The 19,577-nt window shown below is 69.6% G+C and carries 14 protein-coding genes; 5 read left to right on the plus strand and 9 right to left on the minus strand.

Annotated elements, in window-relative coordinates; translation table 11 throughout:
* Positions 1 to 6 precede the first annotated feature (6 nt).
* Positions 7 to 3,519, plus strand: coding sequence for a methionine synthase (metH, locus tag ACPPVO_RS42760; protein ID WP_426504272.1), 3,513 nt, complete (start codon positions 7 to 9; stop codon positions 3,517 to 3,519).
* A 75-nt stretch (positions 3,520 to 3,594) separates the two neighbouring features.
* Here metH and ACPPVO_RS42765 read toward each other — a convergent pair whose 3' ends face one another.
* The 4 genes from ACPPVO_RS42765 to ACPPVO_RS42780 all read right to left on the minus strand — a co-directional run bounded on the left by ACPPVO_RS42765 (position 3,595) and on the right by ACPPVO_RS42780 (position 9,283).
* The gene (locus tag ACPPVO_RS42765; RefSeq protein ID WP_426504273.1) at positions 3,595 to 3,918 is read right to left on the minus strand and encodes a hypothetical protein; all 324 of its coding nucleotides are present in this window, start codon (positions 3,916 to 3,918) and stop codon (positions 3,595 to 3,597) included.
* 653 nt (positions 3,919 to 4,571) lie between these two features.
* The gene (locus ACPPVO_RS42770; RefSeq protein WP_426504274.1) at positions 4,572 to 5,051 is read right to left on the minus strand and encodes a hypothetical protein; all 480 of its coding nucleotides are present in this window, start codon (positions 5,049 to 5,051) and stop codon (positions 4,572 to 4,574) included.
* A gap of 287 nt (positions 5,052 to 5,338) precedes the next feature.
* Positions 5,339 to 7,930, minus strand: coding sequence for an Hsp70 family protein (locus ACPPVO_RS42775; protein ID WP_426504275.1), 2,592 nt, complete (start codon positions 7,928 to 7,930; stop codon positions 5,339 to 5,341).
* A gap of 282 nt (positions 7,931 to 8,212) precedes the next feature.
* Complete coding sequence (locus ACPPVO_RS42780; RefSeq protein WP_426504276.1) at positions 8,213 to 9,283, minus strand: protein NO VEIN domain-containing protein; 1,071 nt, start codon at positions 9,281 to 9,283, stop codon at positions 8,213 to 8,215.
* Positions 9,284 to 9,583: 300 nt separating this feature from the next.
* Here ACPPVO_RS42780 and ACPPVO_RS42785 point away from each other — a divergent pair, with 300 nt between their 5' ends.
* Together ACPPVO_RS42785 and ACPPVO_RS42790 are read left to right on the plus strand one after the other, a co-directional pair.
* Entirely contained in the window at positions 9,584 to 9,790 is a 207-nt protein-coding gene (locus ACPPVO_RS42785; protein ID WP_426504277.1) for a hypothetical protein, read from the plus strand.
* A gap of 361 nt (positions 9,791 to 10,151) precedes the next feature.
* On the plus strand, positions 10,152 to 10,910 hold the full coding sequence (locus ACPPVO_RS42790; protein ID WP_426504278.1) for a DUF6928 family protein: 759 nt from the start codon (positions 10,152 to 10,154) through the stop codon (positions 10,908 to 10,910).
* 282 nt (positions 10,911 to 11,192) lie between these two features.
* Here ACPPVO_RS42790 and ACPPVO_RS42795 read toward each other — a convergent pair whose 3' ends face one another.
* Both ACPPVO_RS42795 and ACPPVO_RS42800 read right to left on the minus strand, forming a co-directional pair.
* On the minus strand, positions 11,193 to 13,094 hold the full coding sequence (locus tag ACPPVO_RS42795; protein WP_426504279.1) for a DUF4118 domain-containing protein: 1,902 nt from the start codon (positions 13,092 to 13,094) through the stop codon (positions 11,193 to 11,195).
* A gap of 681 nt (positions 13,095 to 13,775) precedes the next feature.
* Positions 13,776 to 14,780 (minus strand): NADP-dependent oxidoreductase, encoded by a 1,005-nt coding sequence (locus ACPPVO_RS42800; protein ID WP_426504280.1) that lies wholly within the window; start codon positions 14,778 to 14,780, stop codon positions 13,776 to 13,778.
* Positions 14,781 to 14,836: 56 nt separating this feature from the next.
* Here ACPPVO_RS42800 and ACPPVO_RS42805 point away from each other — a divergent pair, with 56 nt between their 5' ends.
* Positions 14,837 to 15,631: a GntR family transcriptional regulator gene (locus ACPPVO_RS42805; RefSeq protein ID WP_360382319.1), complete on the plus strand. Its 795-nt coding sequence runs from the start codon at positions 14,837 to 14,839 to the stop codon at positions 15,629 to 15,631.
* A 53-nt stretch (positions 15,632 to 15,684) separates the two neighbouring features.
* Here the strand turns inward: ACPPVO_RS42805 and mctP are convergent, their stop codons facing one another.
* The 3 genes from mctP to ACPPVO_RS42820 form a co-directional block, all read right to left on the minus strand.
* A complete protein-coding gene (gene mctP / locus ACPPVO_RS42810; protein WP_426504281.1) occupies positions 15,685 to 17,343 on the minus strand; it encodes a monocarboxylate uptake permease MctP in 1,659 nt (552 codons plus the stop codon).
* A gap of 6 nt (positions 17,344 to 17,349) precedes the next feature.
* Positions 17,350 to 17,568, minus strand: coding sequence for a DUF3311 domain-containing protein (locus tag ACPPVO_RS42815; protein ID WP_426504282.1), 219 nt, complete (start codon positions 17,566 to 17,568; stop codon positions 17,350 to 17,352).
* Between the two features lie 130 nt (positions 17,569 to 17,698).
* Positions 17,699 to 18,613: a threonine ammonia-lyase gene (locus ACPPVO_RS42820; RefSeq protein WP_426504283.1), complete on the minus strand. Its 915-nt coding sequence runs from the start codon at positions 18,611 to 18,613 to the stop codon at positions 17,699 to 17,701.
* A gap of 74 nt (positions 18,614 to 18,687) precedes the next feature.
* Between ACPPVO_RS42820 and ACPPVO_RS42825 the strand changes: the two genes are divergently transcribed.
* The gene (locus tag ACPPVO_RS42825) at positions 18,688 to 19,557 is read left to right on the plus strand and encodes a LysR family transcriptional regulator (RefSeq protein WP_426504284.1); all 870 of its coding nucleotides are present in this window, start codon (positions 18,688 to 18,690) and stop codon (positions 19,555 to 19,557) included.
* The last annotated feature ends 20 nt before the right edge of the window (positions 19,558 to 19,577 follow it).

The following is a 19,577-nucleotide window of genomic DNA, read 5'->3' on the forward strand; positions in this document are numbered from 1 at the left end:
TTGGGTATGGCGGACCTACTGAAGACCCTCGCTGAGCGGGTGCTCCTCGCCGACGGCGCGATGGGCACCATGCTGCAGGCGGCCGATCTCACCCTCGAGGACTTCGAGGGCCACGAAGGCTGCAACGAGGTGCTCAACGTGACCCGCCCCGACGTGGTGCGGCAGGTCCACGAGGAGTACTTCGCGGCCGGCTCCGACGCCGTCGAGACGAACACCTTCGGCGCGAACCTGGCCAACCTCGGCGAGTACGGCATCGAATCGCGCATCCGCGAGCTGTCGCAGGCCGGCGCCCGGCTGGCCCGCGAGGCCGCCGACGCGCACAGCACCCCCGACCGGCCCCGGTTCGTGCTCGGCTCGATCGGCCCCGGCACCAAGCTGCCCACGCTCGGGCACGCCCCCTTCGCCGCCCTGCGCGACGCGTACTTCGACAACGCCGCCGGGCTCATCGAGGGCGGCGCCGACGGGCTCATCATCGAGACCTGCCAGGACCTGCTGCAGACGAAGTCGGCGATCATCGGCGCCCAGCGGGCCTTCGCCGCCACCGGCGTCACGGTGCCGATCATCTGCCACGTCACCGTCGAGACGACCGGCACCATGCTGCTGGGCTCCGAGATCGGCGCCGCGCTCACCGCCCTGGAGCCGCTGGGCATCGACCTGATCGGGCTCAACTGCGCGACCGGGCCGGCCGAGATGAGCGAGCATCTGCGGTACCTCGCGCAGCACGCCAAGGTTCCCGTGTCGGTCATGCCCAACGCCGGCCTGCCCCAGCTCACCGCCGACGGCGCCTACTACCCGCTGACCCCGGACGAGCTCGCCGACGCGCTGCAGCGCTTCGTGGTCGACTACGGGGCCGGGCTCGTCGGCGGCTGCTGCGGTACGACTCCGGCCCACATCAGCGCCGTCGCCCGCAAGCTCGGCCGCCGGGCCCCGGTGGGCCGCGAGCCGCAGATCGAGGCGGGCATCGCGAGCATCTACCACCACGTGCCGTTCCACCAGGAGGCCAGCGTCCTCATGGTCGGCGAGCGGACCAACGCCAACGGCTCCAAGGCGTTCCGCGATGCGATGCTCGCCGCCGACTACCAGACCTGCGTGGAGATCGCCCGCCAGCAGGCCCGCGACGGCTCCCACATGCTCGACGTCAACGTCGACTACGTCGGCCGCGACGGCGCCCAGGACATGCGCGAGATCGCGGGCCGCTTCGCCACCGCCTCCACCCTGCCGATCATGCTCGACTCGACCGAGCCCGAGGTCATCGCGGCCGGCCTGGAGATGCTCGGCGGGCGCTGCATCGTCAACTCCGTCAACTTCGAGGACGGCGACGGCCCCGGCTCCCGCTACGCGCGGATGATGCCGCTGGTCAAGGAGCACGGCGCGGCCGTCGTCGCGCTCACCATCGACGAGGAGGGCCAGGCCCGTACCGCCGAGTGGAAGGTCCGCGTCGCCGCCCGGCTCATCGACGACCTCACCACCAAGTGGGGCCTGCGGGTCCAGGACATCCTCGTGGACTGCCTCACCTTCCCGATCACCACGGGCCAGGAGGAGGTCCGGCGCGACGGCATCGAGACGATCGAGGCGATCCGGCAGATCACCCGGCTGTACCCCGGGATCAACTTCACCCTGGGCATCTCCAACGTCTCCTTCGGCATCAACCCCGCCGCCCGCCAGGTGCTCAACTCGGTCTTCCTGCACGAGTGCCAGGAGGCCGGGCTGACCAGCGCCATCGTGCACGCCTCGAAGATCCTGCCGATGAGCCGCATCCCCGACGAGCAGCGCGAGGTCGCCCTCGACCTCGTCTACGACCGCCGGCGCGAGGGCTACGACCCGCTGCAACGCTTCATCGAGCTGTTCGAGGGCGTCGACGTCGCCTCGGCCAAGGCCTCCCGCGCCGAGGAGCTCGCCGCGCTGCCCCTGCACGAGCGGCTCAAGCGGCGCATCATCGACGGCGAGCGCAACGGCCTCGAGGCCGACCTCGACGAGGCCCTGCAGGGCCTGACGGCCCTCGCGATCATCAACGACGTGCTGCTCGACGGCATGAAGACCGTCGGCGAGCTGTTCGGCTCCGGGCAGATGCAGCTGCCGTTCGTGCTGCAGTCGGCCGAGGTGATGAAGACGGCCGTCGCCTACCTCGAGCCGCACATGGAGAAGGCCGACGACGACGCCGGCAAGGGCCGCATCGTGCTGGCCACCGTCAAGGGCGACGTGCACGACATCGGCAAGAACCTCGTCGACATCATCCTGTCCAACAACGGGTACGAGGTCGTCAACATCGGCATCAAGCAGCCGATCTCCGCGATCATCGAGGCCGCCGAGGAGAAGCAGGCCGACGCCATCGGCATGTCGGGCCTCCTCGTCAAGTCCACGGTGATCATGAAGGAGAACCTGCAGGAGATGAACACCCGCGGCGTCGCCGAGCGCTGGCCGGTGCTGCTGGGCGGGGCCGCCCTCACCCGCGCCTACGTCGAGGACGACCTGCGCGCCATCTACCACGGCGACGTGCACTACGCCCGCGACGCCTTCGAGGGCCTCTCCCTCATGGACCGGGTCATGACCGCCAAGCGCGGCGGCGCCCCCGTCATCGACGCCGAGCGGGAGGCCGCCCTGGCCGCCCGCCGCGAGCGCCGCGCCCGCACCGTCGAGATCCGCGAGGACCTGCCGGCCCTGGACGACACCTCGGTGAAGTCCGACATCGACTACTCGGCCCCGGTACCGGTGGCACCGTTCTTCGGCACCCGCGTCGTCAAGGGCATCCCGCTCGCCGACTACGCGTCCATGCTCGACGAGCGCGCCACCTTCCTGGGCCAGTGGGGCCTGCGCGGCGCCCGCGGCGGCACCGGACCCTCCTACGAGGAGCTCGTGGAGACCGAGGGCCGGCCCCGGCTGCGGTACTGGATGGACCGCCTCGCCTCCGACCGGGTCCTCGAGGCCGCGGTCGTCTACGGGTACTTCCCCTGCTACTCCGAGGGCAACGACCTGGTCGTGCTCGACGAGAACGCGAACAGCGAGCGGGCCCGGTTCTCCTTCCCGCGCCAGCGCCGCGACCGCCGCCTGTGCATCGCCGACTTCTTCAAGCCGCGCGACGCCGGCACGCTGGACGTCATCGGCCTGCAGCTGGTGACCATGGGCCAGCCGGTGGCGGACTACACCGCGAAGCTCTTCGCGGGCAACGCCTACCGCGACTACCTCGAGGTCCACGGCCTGTCGGTGCAGCTGACCGAGGCCCTGGCCGAGTACTGGCACAAGCGCGTGCGCGAGGAGCTGGTCCTGCCCGACGGCCGCCCGATGTCCGAGGAGGACCCGAAGGACCTCGACGGCCTGCTGCGCACCGACTTCCGCGGCTGCCGGTACAGCTTCGGCTACCCGGCCTGCCCCGACCTCGAGGACCGCGCGAAGACCGTGGCCCTGCTCGACCCGTCCCGCATCGGCGTGACCCTGACGGAGGAGTTCCAGCTCACGCCGGAACAGGCGACGGACGCGATCATCGTGCACCACCCCGACGCGTCGTACTTCAACGCGAAGTAAGCGCAACACCAGAGCTGAACTGCGGAAACGCTCCTGGAGACGGCCGATTTTCGACATCAGGCCGTCTCCAGGCCGTCAACCGTCGACGACTGGTAGCCCAGCGCATGGTCGATCGCCCGCCGGGTCCGGCTGTCGCTGGCCGGCAGCAGGTGGGTGTAAGTACGCAGGGTGAAGCCCGGGTCGGCGTGGCCGAGATACAGCGAAAGCGCTTTGACGCTCTCGCCGGCGTCGAGCAGGACCGACGCGTAGGTGTGCCGTCGCCGGCTGCACAGTACTCATCGGCCGGTCGCCGAAGACGGGATACACGTGCAGTCGGAACTCGCGCTCCAGGCGATCCCGGGTGTTCTGGTCCGATCGGGCCGACGCCAGCCATTCAGTCGCGTAGCGGCGGAATGTCATTGTCCCGCGTCAGGGTCGATGTATGCACCCCGCAGAATGTCTGCCTGCACCTTGGCCAAGTACGCCTGAGCGTCCCGCTTGCGCCGGTCCGGGAACGACTCCGACCGTTCTGTGCCGTCCGGGGCAATGTAGCGAACCCGATAACGCATTCCCCTACCACAGCCGGACTTGGCGACAACGACCTCCTTTTCACCGACGATTACGGTCCTGTACCTGAACGCTTCGCGTCTGAGGCAGTTGCTGTCAGCGTCGCTGTCGGCCGGCCACCTACCAATGGGATTCCCGGCGATGCGCTTCGGTGGGGTCGATCGCGTTGCGCTGCAACGGCTGCAAGCCGGACTGGGCCGGGTTCGGCACCATCGGTTGCTGTACTTCGCTGCTGTACACCCGAGCGCAGCCCTGGGAGTCGGACCTTGGGATTAGAAGACACGATCGCGGCAACGGTCGGACTGTCGCGGTCAGCACTCGCGAATCCGGCTGGTGATGGCGGCGACCGTCGATGTGGGCTGCGGTTGCTGTCATCGTTGCTGTCGGACAGCGCCCCTTCCGGGTGAATCGGCGACCCGAGCCTGCCCAGGTGTTCGGGCCAGCGACGCGTTCGCGGACTGGGGGCAGCTGCTCGCCGCGCGTCCCACGACACCTTCACGCGATCATCATTCGATGCGTATCGCGTCGCCGGCGACCCGCTGCCATTCGCGCGCTGTCTCCGGGTGCACCTTCCGGAGGATGATCCGTCCGCGCCACCGGAGGGGGTACTGCGGTGGTCGTAGCCAGGGCCGCAGGACCAGGGAGACGACGCACAAGGCAACGATGATCTTGGCTGTCGTGGATATCCCCGTCCATATGCGGATGGCGTCGGGTGTGAAGAAGAGGCTCACGACGCCGAACAGGTTGAAAGCGACAAGAACCAGGACGAACCAATTCTGTACAACGTCGTTGGGCAAACCCTTGCCGTGCGAAAGGAACCGCTCTTCCTGGGCGGCCAGCAACGGAATGCGGACCTGCCGCCGACGGTCGTGGACAAAGAGCTGCTCGACGACCAAGGTGACCGGCTCCGCCAGGGTGGCGCCGTCGACCACCGAACGGTCGGGCAGCGGCGGATCGGTGCTACGCGCATCCCAGGACACCTTCACCCGATCATCATCGATGGACGGCGCAAACGGCGCTGTCCCGGTTGCGAGCCTCAATGCCCTCATAAGTGTCGTTATGAAGGCATCAGCACCCGGGGCCAACCCCGGACAAAGGGATTCCCGGCGATAAGGTTCGGTGCAGTCGATCCCGTTGCGCCATAACGGGTATGGGCCGGACCGGGTTGGGCTCGGTCCGGTCGGTTGCTGTACTCCACTGCTGTACGTCGCGCCTGAAGTCACCTGCAACTCCGGTCGGACCGGCACGACCTGGCCGAGGATGCGCTGTCATCTTACCGCCACAGCTTGACCGTGCTGTCGTTGCTGGCGGTGGCCAGGGTGCGCCCGTCGGGGCTGAACGCCACCGATTCCACGATGGAGGTATGGCCGGTGAGGGTGGTGGTGATCGTGGGTTGGGTCGGATCGGTGATGTTCCACAGCCTGGCGGTCTTGTCGTAGCTAGCGGTGGCCAGGGTGCGCCCGTCGGGGCTGAACGCCACCGAGGACACCATGTCGGTGTGGGCGAGGGTGGCGATAGGCGTGGGGTGGGTCGGATCAGTGATGTTCCACAGCCCGGCGGTGTTGTCCTTGTCCCGCAACACGGTGGCCAGGGTGCGCCCGTCGGGGCTGAACGCCACCGAGTCCACCCAGTCGGTGTGGGCGAGGGTGGCGATAGGCGTGGGATGGGTCGGATCAGTGATGTTCCACAGCCTGGCGTTTGCGTCCAGATTGGCGACGGTGGCTAGGGTGCGCCCGTCGGGGCTGAACGCCACCGAGGTCACGGTGCCGGTGAGGGTGGCGGCAGGCGTGGGGTGGGTCGGATCAGTGATGTTCCACAGCCTGGCGGTGTCGTGGTAGGTGACCGTGGCCAGAGTGCGCCCGTCGGGGCTGAACGCCACCGAGGTCACGCTGTCGGTCTGGGTAAGGGTGGCGGTGGGCGTGGGGTGGGTCGGATCGGTGATGTTCCACAGCCTGGCGGTGTTGTCCAGACTGGCGGTGGCGAGGGTGCGCCCGTCGGGGCTGAACGCCACCGAGAACACGTTGTTGGTGTGGCCGGTGAGGGTGGCGGTGGGCGTGGGGTGGGTCGGATCGGTGATGTTCCACAGCCTGGCGGTGTTGTCCAGACTGGCGGTGGCCAGGATGCGCCCGTCGGGGCTGAACGCCACCGATTCCACGGACTCGGTGTGGCCGGTGAGGGTGGCGGTGAGCGTCCGGATAGTCGGGCTCGACGAGCCGGGGGCGCCGGCGGGTTGGGACGGGCTTGAAGGGCTGACGGAACCGGCCGGGTGGGCGGAACCGCTCGGGTGACCGGAGCCTCCTCCGGTGGCGTCGCCAGGTCGGGTCAGGAATGGCAGGCTAGTGAGGGCGAGGACAACAACGATGGCGGCTAGGCCGGCGACAAGCCAGCGACGCGAGCGTAGCGGTCCGGGTTGGCGGATCCGTCTGGAGATATCACTGAGGCCTCGTGGCGGCGTCGGAACGTCGGAAATATCGGCGCGTAGGACCTGCGCGACCGCGGACGTATCGCCAGTCGCGATGTTGTCGGCCAGCGGTGTCTCTGTCGGAGACGTGCCGGTATTGAGGCCTGCATCTTGCGGCGTGTTGACGGTGATCTCTGCCGCGATAACGGGGCGTGTCGTCCAGTCGTCGACGCTGGCCGCAGCCATCGCCGTTGATGCAACGGCCGCCTCCAGCGCAGGTGCCAGGGCCGAAGGCTGGTGTGGATGGTCGGCAGCGTCCGACGGAGGCTGAGTTTGGCGGGAGGCGACAGCGGGGATTGTGCCGTTGACAGGTTCGGCTGAGGTCGAGTGGACCGCACCGTCGGCGACGACTAGTTGTGGCTCCTCGATTGCCGTTGCGGGTTGGTCGGTCGCCCGGTGCAGCATCGTGGCCACCAGCGGTGTGCGGGTAGCGCCGCCGACCAGAAACCAGCCCGCCACGCTGTCCGGCCGGACGCGGGCCTCCCGAACTGTTGCCAGCGTGGTCGCGATGGTCCTGTTGAGCACGTCGGTCGCGGCGCGTTCGAACTCTTCCCGGGTGAGGATCACGTCGCGCTGGGCCGCGGCTACGTAGATCATTGCGGTCGATTCGCGGGTCAGTATCTCTCGGGCCTCGCGCGCGTCTTGCCATAGTTGCAGGCGGTGGCGACGGTCGTCCGCGTTCGTCGGGTCGTCGAGGGTCCGCCAGACCTGCGGCGCCGAATCGGCCAGCACTGCTCCGACATGCGACACGACCAGTGCGTCCAGGTCCAGGCCGCCGATGTCGTCGAACCCGCGGTAGGCCAACGTCTCGAACCCGTCGCCGGTGCGCTGCACGACGCTCACGTCGAACGTGCCCGCACCTAGGTCGTAGACCACGACGCTCTGCCCCACGCCGACCCTGTTGCCCAGCACCGTAGTGAAGTAGGCGGCGGCGGCGACCGGCTCGGCCAGCAACACCGGCGCTGGCAGCCCTGCCCGCTGCGCCGCGTCCATGAGCACCTTGCGCCGCGTCGGCCCCCACGCCACGGGGTGCGTGAGGGTGACCCGGTCGACTGGGCCATCGGCGATCCTTCGGGCTTCGATGCCCACCCGTTCCAGCACCGCCGCGACCAGTTCGGCCACCGCAAAGACGCGGTCGCCAAGCAGCAGGTCAAGCTCGTCGATGCGACGTTTCGGGTTCGGCTCAAACCGGGCCGGGTCATTGCGGGCGGCTCGTTCGGCGTCACGACCGACTAGCAACCGGCCGTCCACGGTTGCGAATACCGCTGAGGGCAGCAACGGCGAACTGTCGAACAGCAACGGCCGACTCCGCCCGTCCGGCCACCGCAGCACCGCGACCGTGTTGGAGGTGCCGTAATCGATACCCAGATGAAGATCCGCCACGCGCAGCAACAGTAGGGCCACGCAACTAGCCACGACATCGGCCGAATCGGCGCTATTGGGGTTGCGAGCCATCGGAGGCGATGAACCGGCTCGCGGGCGGCGGTCAAGTCGCCCGGGCGGAGCCAGACGCCGTCCAGCGACACTCGGACCGCGCACCGCGGCCCGCTCGGACCGAGAAGCCGCCAACCTTCCGATTCCCGGCAATGGAGTTCGGTGCAGTTGATCCCGTTGCGCTACAACACTTATAGGCAGGATTGAGTTGGGCTCGGTCCGGTCGGTTGCTGTACTCCGCTGCTGTACGTCCTAAAGACCTGACAGCTTGCCCTTTTCGGGCAGCCGGTACTTATACCCCAGGGGTGACAGTCGAGACGGGTCAAGCGACCAAGGATGGAAGACCGACATTTTGCCTCCGCTCGCCGTGAGCTCATCATGCTCGTCGCGGGTCACGGTGATGTTACTCAGTACGAACAGGGACACACGAGGGTATTTGTTGGCATGTTCGACTTCGCGGGGCGTTAGGAGTACATCCTCCGGATCGCCCGTCGTGCCCTTGACCTCAACGTGCCACAATTCGCCGTTGATCTCGATAACGTAGTCGTAGCTCTCAGTCCGGGATGTGTCAGTAACCTTGCCGATCTTGCCGTAGTAGAGAAGGGCCGCGTTCATCGCGTAAGCCTCAACGACGACTTTCGCTCGTTGGCTCGTAGCGAAGCCTTGACCTTTGCCCTTGCGAGGGGGCCGTGGGCGGCCGGCAGCCGAAGCGACGTCACGCTCGGCTTCGTCAACTTCGGGCTGAACGGACGTTGGGAGCGACGGCTCATCGACCAGCTCGGCCGCGGCCGTGCGTACCTCGGGCAGGACGTCGAGCGCCGCCCGCGGCAATTTGGCAAGGTACGTCTGGAACGTTCGCAGCGAGCCCTGGTATGGGATCCAGGGAAAGTACAGCGAGTGTCCTGGATGCTCAGCCTGGAGTGCGTCTCGGATAGCAAGCAGAGCTGCTCGGCGTTGGCGGATTGCCGTTAGCGACAGTGGGGTGGCCAGCCGCCGGTAGTCCTCTAGCGCGACGACGAGACCTGGGAGCCACTCGGGCCTGACACCTGCCTTCCGCGCGTATGACCCTCGGGCAGCCCACCAAATCGGTTGGTTGAAGCGCTCGCCAGTCGCACGGCTGACGCCCACGATCTGCTCGGCTGCGCTGTCGTAATGAACGACGACGCTGCCTGCTTGGACCGCGCTGACGAGCGTGTAGCCGGGCGTGTCCACCCCACCCCGTGCGGCGAGTGGAGCTCTGAGATCACGTCCGATGTCCTCCCGCCGCGTGATCTCCATGAACAGGTTCTCATCGGCCCGTCCCGACCACCAGAAGGCGTCCATGCCGACATCCTGCCGTACCGGTCCCCTACGGATTGATCCCGGCGCTCCCGACCATGGGATTAGAAGACACGAACGTCGCAACGGTCAGACGGCTGAGTGCTGCGCTCGGGTGTCCGGCCGGTGTCGGTGGCGATCGTCGTTGTGCGCGGCGGTTGCTGTCGTTGTTGCTGTCGGCCGCTCGGCGGCGTAGACCCGCACGAACCAAGGCCGCTGCCGACGTTGGTCAGACCGAGGGTGTCGGTCGCCGCCCCGAGACAGACAAGTGGCGGAAGGGCGACGCGAAGTGCGGTCCTTCGAGCAATGGAGGAGGCTTTCCACGGCCGATTCACCGAGGAGGACTGGCGCTCGCCGTCGGAGCGGTCCTTCGAAGCCAACTGGGCGAACCGTACCTCGTTTGAGCGCAACACCATGGTGAAAGAAGGGCTTCTACAGCCCGTCAAGTCGGCTGGGCGTGGGTACTGGGCGCTGACGCACGCAGGGTGGGCCTTGTATCGCCAACACTCATGATCGATCTTGCGTCGCTGACTCCGGTGCGGACGCCGGGGGCCTGCCTGCCGCGGAGGCGCCAGCCGAAGCGGCAGGGCGCGAAGCGCCCCCCGGGCGCCGCGGTGCGCCGCGTCAGCGGCGCCTTGATCCCGTACAGGAATTCATCACCGGCACGTGACCTGCTGGGCGCCGCACTCCATGTCGCACTCCATGCCGCACTCCATGTCGGGTCTCAGAACGTGCGTGACAGATCAGTCTCGGGACATGGGTGACACGTCCGGCTAGATGATCCCGGCTGGACCTCCCGAGCGCCTGACTCGAAGGCTTGTCGGGCATGTACTGTGCAGGCGTTTCTCCGCAACCAACGACCTGGAGGAGCGACGTGGGCGCAAAGACAGGCCTGCTGGCGTTCGCCGACGGGGACATCAGACCCGCGTTGCGCGGCGCGACGCGCTCGGACCGAGCCGAGACCGAGGCACTGGTACGTCAGGTCCACCCCGGCTACGTCGTCGCGCCCGCCGACGACGGCACACTGTTCGAGAACGAATACCCTCCCGACGACATCACCTACGCGACCTTGCTGGCCGGGGCCGAGCTGTACTGCGATCGACGGCTCGTGCTCGACCGCCCATCTCAGCTGCCGGAACACCTGCGCCAAGCCGGAGCGGGCAGACGAATCATCATGCACGGGATGCATTCGGCCGCGGACTGGCTCGGTTTCGCCGTCTGGGAAGACGGCGCGCTCATCAGATCGTTGAGCCTCTCACCCGACGGCGGCATCCAGGAAAACATCGGCAAGCCCTATGACTTCGAACTGCCGTACTGGGCAGGCGAGCATCCAGTCGAACCCGGTCCCGGCGATCTGCCCGGCCAGGGCCCGTACCCACTGCCGTTCCATCCCCTTGAACTCGGCGAGGAAGCATTGCGCGCGCTGTTTGGCTTCGTCATCGAGGGCCGTCCCGACCCGGACGACATCGACACAGAAGCGGTTCACCTGCACGGCTTCCACGTAACCGACCCGTCCGGAGAGGAACAGGCTGCGCGCGGAGCCATGCTCGCGTTGGCACGGACGATGCGGCGGCAGACGTTCAAATTGGGACCGGACGGGACGTGGCACGAGGTCAGCCGCGACAGCCTTTGATTGGCCTGCCCTTCGGTCGGCAGAGTGTCACGCATGTCCTGATACCGATGTGTCACGCAGGTCCCGAGACCGGACACATGCCGCACTCCACCGGGCGCAAACTTTCCATACGTCTTCAAGGCGGCCCTTCGGGCCGCTGCGCGCCCGCTCGGGGGACTCGCCATGCCTTGCCGCTTCGCTCCCGGCGCGGCGGCCCCCGGCGGACGCGCGAGCCCGAGCGGACACGCCGAAGCCCCGGACATCCACACCGTGAGGAGTCGGGGCGATCAGCGGACTGGAGTGTCAAGCAGTAGACGCTGGGCCGATGTCCGTCGGTAGCGTGGCGAGCATCGTCGTCCCGGCACCTGCTGGACTTGAGAGCTGCAGGTGTCCGCCGAGCGCCTCGACCCGGTCGACGAGACCCGTGAGCCCCGAGCCGAGGGCGGGGTCGGCGCCGCCGACCCCGTCGTCGCGGACAGAGAGTATGAGGACCTCACGGGCCGTGTCGTCGTCGGTGGTGATGTCGACCTCCACGTCAATCTTGGTGGCGTGGGCGTGCTTGGCCGCGTTCGTGAGTGCCTCGGACACGATGTAGTAAGCGGCGACCTCGACGCTGCTGGGTAGCTGGCATTGGGCGGCTGGGTTGATCGTGACCGGGATGGGGCTGCGGCGGGCGAGCGCCTTCAGCGCCGGCGTGAGGCCACCCTGGGAGAGGATGGCCGGGTGGAGGCCCCGCGAGATCTCCTGCAGTTCCTTAAACGTGTTGGCCAGGCCTTCGGCCGTCCGGCCGAGCCGCGCCTTGAGCTCATCGAGCTCGCCCGGAATGGACGCCTCGGCCGCGCGGATTTCGAGACCGAGCGACACGAGGCGCTGCTGGACACCGTCGTGCAGGTCGCGTTCGATCCGGCGGCGGGCCTCGTCGGCGGCCATGACGATCCGGGCCCGCGACGCGTCGAGCTGCGCGCGGCTCTCAGCGTTCGCAATCGTGGTGGCGACGAGCTCGGTGAACTGCGCCAGCTGGTCCTCGGTGCCGGGTGGTGACGGCGTTCGCCGCTTCCACAGGACAACCAGTGACCCCCACGCCCTGCCTTCGATCATGATCGGCGCGGCAACCGATGTATGGAACCCTTCCTTGCGCGCCACGGCGGCGAAGGCACCAGGGCGGTCGTCGTAGCTGTCCACCCGGGCCGGCAGCGCGGTGCGCTGCACGAGCTCCGCGGCACTGCCTTCGACGGGATATCGCAGGCCCGGCACGCTCTCCATGCCGTACTCGGCGATGACGCTGACCGTGCCGGAGGGCGCCTCGTGGCGCACCAGCCTCGAGGCGTCCGCCTCCAGCAGCGACGTCGTCTCCGCGGCGACCGCGGGCAGGACCTCTTCGGGCGGCGCACCGTGCGCGACGAGCACCGCCACCCGCCGCAGGCTGGCCTGTTCCGCCGCCAGCTCGCGCAGCGAGCGGCCCACGGCATCGCGCTCGGCCGCGGCCCGCAGGACTAACTCCAACTTTGACACCACTCGTTCGCGCAGCCGCTGCTGGACCGGCTCCGGCAGGTCGGCGGGGACGAGCAGGGTGCCGGTCTGCGAGCCGTACCGCAGCGGGAGTGCCACTTGGTGCTCGTCGGCTGGGACGCTGTCGAGTTCGATCGCCGCGAACGGCAGCCGCAACGTCCGCGCCAGGCGGCGCGACGCCTCCGGCAGCGCCGACCGCAGATCGTGCACAGCCAGAAAGAGCCGGGCCACCCCGGCGAAGAGGTCGGACTCCTCGCGGCGCTCGATCGCCTCGACCGCTCGAACGCGGGCAACCTCGCCCATCAAGCTGGCCAGTACCGTCGCGACGAGGAACGCCGTGAGTTCCGCCCACGCCCGTGTCTGCCTGACAGCGAGGTCCCGGACGGGCGGGACAAAGCCGATCTCGTAGGCCGCGACGCTCACGAACGCCATCGGCAACGCCAGCCGCAGGCCCCAGATCGTGGAGATCGCCAGCACGCCGAGCAGGAAGAACACCACCAGGATGTCCCTCGACGCTACGCGTCCGAGCGCATAGGCCAGCAGCATCTCGAACACGACGAGCAGCGCGGCGACCGCGATCCCCAACGCCAGCGGTGGCGGTGACGGCCGTAGCAGCCGGCCGGCCAGGCGTACCAACATCACCGACCGCCCACTCTCGATCGCCCCACCACCAGCGTCCTCTCTGGTCGCGCTCACGACCAGTTCGTGGTGCAACGCGAGCGATGCGCCCGCGTTGCCCCCAGCGACCATCCCGCCTTCGCTATTTGGACGCCCGGGATGAGGGCGTTGTGCTTACCCCCATCACCATCATGTCGGCCACCGCACGTCATGCCATGCCGCTCACCCGGCGCGATCGAGCGAAACGAAGGGTGACAACCGACCGGTTGACCGGCTCGACGCTCGAACCACGAACGCGCCGGGCGGGCGGAAGACGACGCGATGCCTCCGGCGGGTAGGGCCTCCGGCCCTACGACCCGGAAATGGCGGCCTCCGCGGCCAGGGCTACCCGCCCTGGACCCGACGCTCCGGGATGCCAAGATCCGCCGCGGCCTCCCGCCGCACACCACAGGCAGCCAGACCACACCAGCCGACCAACCCAGTGCCACCCACATAGAACCTCATCGAGCGTTGCAAGCTCGGAAAGAGCCGCCCGCAGACCCATTGCGCGTCGCTGGGGTCAAGGCGTCGTTGGTCCACATCGAGATGCTTTCCAGGCCGTCGCCAGGCCGTCAGACGTCGGCCAAAGGTCACCAAAGACCACCATCGATGGTAAGAGTCCGTGCAGCTCAGGCCCTCAATCCACGGCGTTCGTCCGGTATTGCGGCAGAGTGGAGACACTGCAACGCGAAGTAGCCGGCACCGCCCGGCCGGCCCCGATCAGGCGGCCGGCCGGGCCACGCCGATGACGACCTTCCCGCGCCGGTGCCCGGTCTCCAGCTCCTCGTAGGCGGCGCGCGCGCCGGCCAGCGGGACGACCCGGTCCACCACCGGGGCCAGCCGGCCGGTCTCGACGAGCCGCGCGATCGTCTCGAGCTCGGCGCGGTCCGGCTCGACGATGAAGAAGACCCCGCGGGACCCGTGCGCCGCGGCCTCCCCGGCATCCGGCGGGGCGGCGACGCTCACCAGCACGCCCCCCGGCCGCAGCACGGCCCACGAACGCTCCTGCGTCTCGCCTCCCACCAGGTCGAGGACCACGTCGACGCCCGTGACGCGGTCCTCGAAGCGCTCGGTCGCGTAGTCGACGACCTCGTGCGCGCCGAGCTCGGTCACAAAGCCCCGGTCCCGCGCGCCGGCGGTCGCGGTGACCCGCGCCCCCAGGTCCGCCGCGACCTGCACGGCGAGCGAGCCGACGCCGCCGGCCGCGCCGTGGACCAGCACGTGCTGCCCGGCCTGCAGACCGGCGTGGCGGACCAGCGCCTGCCAGGCCGTGAGCGCGGGCATCGGGACGGCGGCGGCCGCCTCGTGGTCGACGGTCGCGGGCTTGGCGGCCAGGACGTCCGCCGGCACGGTGACGTACTCGGCGGCGGCCCCGTCGCGCACGAACGGGATGAGCCCGAACACCTCGTCGCCCACCGCGATCCCGGTCACCCCCGGGCCGAGCGCGGCGACCACGCCCGACATCTCGTGCGCGGGGACGATCGGCGTGCGCTCGCGGCCCCCCGGCGTACGGCGGTCGGTCCAGGTGGCGTCCCAGGTGAGCTCGCCGGGGGTGATCGACGCGGCGTGCACGGCCACAAGCACCTCGCCGGGCGCCGGCTCGGGGCGCGGCGCCTCCTCGTACACCAGCTCCTCGGGGCCGCCGCGGCGGTGGGCCCGCACGGCGTGCATCGTGCTCATCGGCTCGTTCGTCACGTCGCCCCGCTGCCCTCGTGCGGCCGGCACCAAACTCCCCCTCGAACACGTTGCGCTCGGCTTCCTAGGAGGCTAGTTTGAGCCCTATGACCATCAACCCGGGCGCCGCCGAGTTTCCGCACCGGCAGATCGGGGCGCAGCTGCGCGCGCAGATCCAGCGCGGCGACTGGGCCCCCGGCGAGCGCCTGCCGTCGATCCCGGCCCTGGCCGCGCAGTTCGGGGTGGCCAAGCAGACGGTGCAGCGCACGATCGACCAGCTGCGCATCGAGGGGCTGCTGATCACGCGCCCCGGGTCGGGCACGTTCGTGCGCGGCACGAAGCGGCGCATGAACCGGCTCTCCCGCGGCCGCTACGGCTCCCAGCGCGGCTACCACGCGGAGCTCGCGGCCCGGTACCGCCAGCATCTCATGATCGTCGCGCAGATGCCGGCGCCGGCCGAGGTGGCCGAGGCGTTCGGCGTCGACCCCGGCGCGCCGCTGCTCGTGCGCCGGCACCTGGTGCGCACCGGCGACTCCCCCGTCGAGGTCGGCGCGTCGTGGTTCCGCCCCAACGACGTCCGCGGCACCTCGATCGAGCGCCCGGACGTGTTCGACCGCCCGCTGTACCAGGAGGTCGAGGAGGAGCTCGGCCGCCGCTACGCGAGCGCACGCGACCAGGTGAGCGCCCGGCTGCCCTCGCGCGAGGAGTCGGAGCTGCTGCAGATCCGGCCGGACACGCCGGTACTGGTGCTGCTGCACGTGGCGTACGACGAGGACCACAAGGTCCTCGAGGTCGCCCAGGCGGCCTGGCCGGGGCCGATGACGCAGCTGACGGAGGAGTACCGGATCCCGGCGCCCCGCCCCGGCCTGCCCGACGACGAGCCGGGCCTCGCGCTGGGTTAGGCCCTGTCCGGGCGCCGGCCCTGGGTCGCAGGGCCGGCGCCGGTCGGGAGCGGTCAGGTGATCGGGTCGGGGGCGGCCGTCGCCACCGGGGCCGGGGAGGTCGGGGTGTCGCTGATGCGCGGGTCGCCCTCGTCCGCGAAGTAGTCGTCGCGGGTCGTGTCGTCGCCGCCGTCGGCCACCGAGGAGGCGCGCAGGATCAGCGTCACGATCGCGGCCACGGCCAGGTTGACCAGGACCGCCACGAAGCCGACGTAGATGGTCTTCTTGGTGTCGAAGCCCCACTCGCTCAGCGGGAACGCCGAGCTCGCGAAGTGGTGGTGGGTCGTCGGGTTCACCACCTTGTACAGCATCCACACGCCCAGGCCCATGCCGGCGATCCAGCCCGCGATCAGGGCGCCGCGGTGGAACCACCGGGTGAACAGGCCCAGCGCCACCGCGGGCAGGGTCTGCAGGATGATGACGCCGCCGATGAGCTGCAGGTCGATGGAGAACTGCGGGTCGACGAAGACGACGAAGAGCAGGGCGCCGAACTTGACCAGCAGGCTCATCACCTTCGAGGCCGTGGCCTGCTGGGCGGGCGTGGCGTCGCGCTTGAGGTATTCGCGGTAGATGTTGCGGGTGAACAGGTTCGCGGCGGCGATGGACATGATGGCCGCCGGCACCAGGGCGCCGATGCCGATCGCGGCGTACGCGACCCCCGCGAACCAGTCCGGGAAGAGCTTGTCGAACAGCAGCGGTACCACGGTGTTGTTGTCGTTGGTGCCGTTGGGGTTCGTCAGCGGGGTCACGCCCGCGGCGATGGCGGCGAAGCCGAGCAGGGCGATGAGGCCGAGCAGGAAGCTGTACGCCGGTAGCGCCGACATGTTCCGCTTGATCACGTCGCGGTTCCGGCTCGCCAGGACCCCGGTGATGCTGTGCGGGTACAGGAACAGCGCCAGGGCCGAGCCGAGGGCGAGCGTGAAGTACTGGACCTGGTTGTTGCCGTTGAGCAGGATGCCGTCCGTCGTGGCCGGCGTCTTGGCGAACTTCGCGTCGGCGGCGTCGAAGATCGCGCCCCAGCCGCCGAGTTTGGACGGCAGGTAGAAGACCGCGACCAGGATGACGACGTAGATCAGGATGTCCTTCACGAACGCGATGAGCGCCGGGGCGCGCAGGCCGCTGGAGTACGTGTAGGCGGCCAGGATCGCGAAGGCGATGATGATCGGCAGGTGCCGGGCGAGGGTGCCGGACCCGGTGACGCCCATGGTCTTGAGGACCGACTCGATGCCGACGAGCTGCAGCGCGATGTACGGCATCGTCGCCACGATCCCGGTGATCGCGATGACCAGGGCGAGCGTCGGGGACTGGAACCGGGCCCGCACGAAGTCGGCCGGGGTGACGAACCCGTGCCGGTGCGACACCGACCACATCCGCAGCAGCACGAGGAACACCAGCGGATAGATGATCACCGTGTACGGCACCGCGAAGAAGCCGGCCGCGCCCGAGGCGAACAGCAGGGCCGGGACGGCGACGAAGGTGTACGCGGTGTACAGGTCGCCGCCGACGAGGAACCAGGTGATCCAGCCGCCGAAGTTGCGGCCGCCGAGGCCCCACTCGTCGAGGTGGTTCAGCGTGTCGGGGCGGCGCCAGCGGGCGGCGAAGAAGCCCATGGCGCTGACCGTGAGGAACAGCACGACGAAGATGACGATTTCGAGGACATGGTCACGCCACATGGCCGCTCACCTCTTCTTCGTCATCTGGTAGACGAGCGTGGTGACGCCCACGCCCAGAAGGATGAAGGCCAGCTGGAGCCAGTAGAACCGCGGGAAGCCGAGGAACCGGGGTCCGTCGGCGTTGAACAAGAACGTGAGCAGCGGTACCACGATCGGGATGAACAGCAGCCAATTCCAGGGACTGCGGTCACTCGCCGGGGCCTTCCGCTCTTCAGGACCGGTCACGACAGACCTCTCCTTCGACGGGGGTGTTCCGGACCTGGGCGGCAGGTCCGTAATGATCGACGTAACCGGATTCCCGTCACCGGCCGAGCACGGCCGGGCCGGAAATCGGCGAACGGTACGAACGATGCGCTCAACGGGCAAGCTCCAATTCGGTGGCGTTGGCCCCCGTCACTACCACCCCGACGGCGGAGCCCATGAGCTCGGGCCGGGCGAGCACGGCCGCGAGGGCCGCCGCGCCCGCGCCCTCGGCCTGGGTGCCCGCGCGGCGGGCGAGCAGCCGCCGGGCGTCGCCGATCGCGTCGTCGCCGAGCAGGACGAAGTCCGACAGGTGCGCGCGCAGGATCTCCTGCGGGCCGGCGAAGCCCCGCCCGGTGGCGAGCCCGTCGATGGTCGTGCGATTTTGGCGGTACACGCACGAGCCCGCCCGCCACGAGTCGTGCGCGGCCGGAGCGGCTTGCGACTGCACCGCGATCACCCGGCAGCCGGGCGCCACCGCGGCCGCGACGAGACAGGCGCCCGCCGCGCCGGTGCCCGAGCCGACGGGCACGACGAGCGTGTCGAGCTCGGGGTGGCGTTCGAGCAGCTCGAGGTACAACGTGGCGACGCCGGCGATGAGGGCCGGCTCGTCGCCCGGGCTGACCAGGCGGCCGGGCAGGGTCTGCGCGAACCGTTCGGCCTCGCCCATGTCGGCGCCGTGCCGCACGACGGCCGCCCCGAGCGCCTCGACGGCCCGCACCTTGACCTCGTCGGCGTGCTCGGGCATGACGATCGTGGCGGGGCGGCCGTACTCGCGCGCGGCGTACGCGATGGCGCGCGCGTGGTTGCCGGTGGAGTAGGTGACGAGGGCGTCGCCGGCCTCGGTCCCGGCCAGCAGGTTCAGCGCGCCGCGGACCTTGAACGCGCCGGTGGGCTGGGCGTTCTCGTGCTTGAGCACGACCCGGCGGCCGGCGGCCGCGTCGAGCAGCGGGTAGGACCAGGACGGGGTGGGCGGCAGGTGGCCGGCGATGGTCCGGCGGGCCTGGAGCACGTCGCGCATCGTGAGCATGGGGTGAGCTTCCACCGGTACAACTGATAGGTCTAATGCTTGTTTTGCGGAATTTTCATAGACACGATTGATGGATGCTGGATCTGACGCGGTTGCGGGTGCTCGTGGCGGTGGCGCGGCACGGCTCGGTGACGGCGGCGGCCGAGGCGCTGCACTATGCGCAGCCGTCGGTCAGCCACCACCTGGCCCGCCTCGAGACGGAGACCGGGGCGCAGCTGCTGCAGCGGGTGGGCCGCGGCGTGCGGCTGACGCCGGCCGGGCGGCTGCTGGCCGAGCGGGGCGAGGAGATCCTGGGCCGCCTCGACGCCGCCGAGGCCGAGCTCGCCGAGCACAGCGGGCTGCGTGCCGGCCGGGTTCGGCTGGCCGCGTTCCCGTCGGCGCTGGGCTCGTTCGTACCGCCGGCGGCGGCCCGGTTCACGCAGGCGCACCCGGACGTGTCGCTCGAGTTCGTGGAGGCGTCGCCGCCCGAGGCCCTGCGCCTGCTGCGCACCGGGGAGGTCGACCTCGCGCTGGTGTTCGACTACGGCTCGCCGGCCTTCCCTGACGCGGTACGGCTGACACCGCTGTTCACCGAGGAGCTGCACCTCGTGACCCGGCCCGGCGCCTCGCAGGACCTGAAGGACCATGCGCGGTCGCGGTGGATCGCCGGGTGCACCCGGTGCCGGGAGAGCCTGGTGCGCCGGTGCGCGGCGGCCGGGTTCGTGCCGGACATCGCGTTCACGACCGACGACTACGTGGCGGTGCAGTCGCTCGTCGCGGCGGGCCTGGGCGTGACGATCCTGCCGGCGCTGGCGTTGCGGGCCCACCGGTCACCGGCGGTGTCGGCGGTCGCGTTGCGCGGGGGCGAGCGGCGGGTGAGCGCGGCGGCGTACGGTGTACCGCCGGACCCACCGGCGACGGCACGGCTGCTGGAGTACCTGACGCTGTCCACCGAGGGCGCCTAGCTCACCGGTCTGCCACGCCT

The organism is Dactylosporangium sp. McL0621 (genome assembly GCF_049995355.1).
GTDB lineage: Bacteria > Actinomycetota > Actinomycetes > Mycobacteriales > Micromonosporaceae > Dactylosporangium.

Excerpts from the sequence above, each read along its gene's own strand:
- metH (WP_426504272.1), top strand. The coding sequence starts at position 7 with ATGGCGGACCTACTGAAGACCCTCGCTGAGCGGGTGCTCCTCGCCGAC.
- ACPPVO_RS42765 (WP_426504273.1), bottom strand. The coding sequence starts at position 3,918 with ATGACATTCCGCCGCTACGCGACTGAATGGCTGGCGTCGGCCCGATCG.
- ACPPVO_RS42780 (WP_426504276.1), bottom strand. The coding sequence starts at position 9,283 with ATGGACGCCTTCTGGTGGTCGGGACGGGCCGATGAGAACCTGTTCATG.
- ACPPVO_RS42785 (WP_426504277.1), top strand. The coding sequence starts at position 9,584 with ATGGAGGAGGCTTTCCACGGCCGATTCACCGAGGAGGACTGGCGCTCG.
- ACPPVO_RS42805 (WP_360382319.1), top strand. The coding sequence starts at position 14,837 with ATGACCATCAACCCGGGCGCCGCCGAGTTTCCGCACCGGCAGATCGGG.
- mctP (WP_426504281.1), bottom strand. The coding sequence starts at position 17,343 with ATGTGGCGTGACCATGTCCTCGAAATCGTCATCTTCGTCGTGCTGTTC.
- ACPPVO_RS42820 (WP_426504283.1), bottom strand. The coding sequence starts at position 18,613 with ATGCTCACGATGCGCGACGTGCTCCAGGCCCGCCGGACCATCGCCGGC.
- ACPPVO_RS42825 (WP_426504284.1), top strand. The coding sequence starts at position 18,688 with ATGCTGGATCTGACGCGGTTGCGGGTGCTCGTGGCGGTGGCGCGGCAC.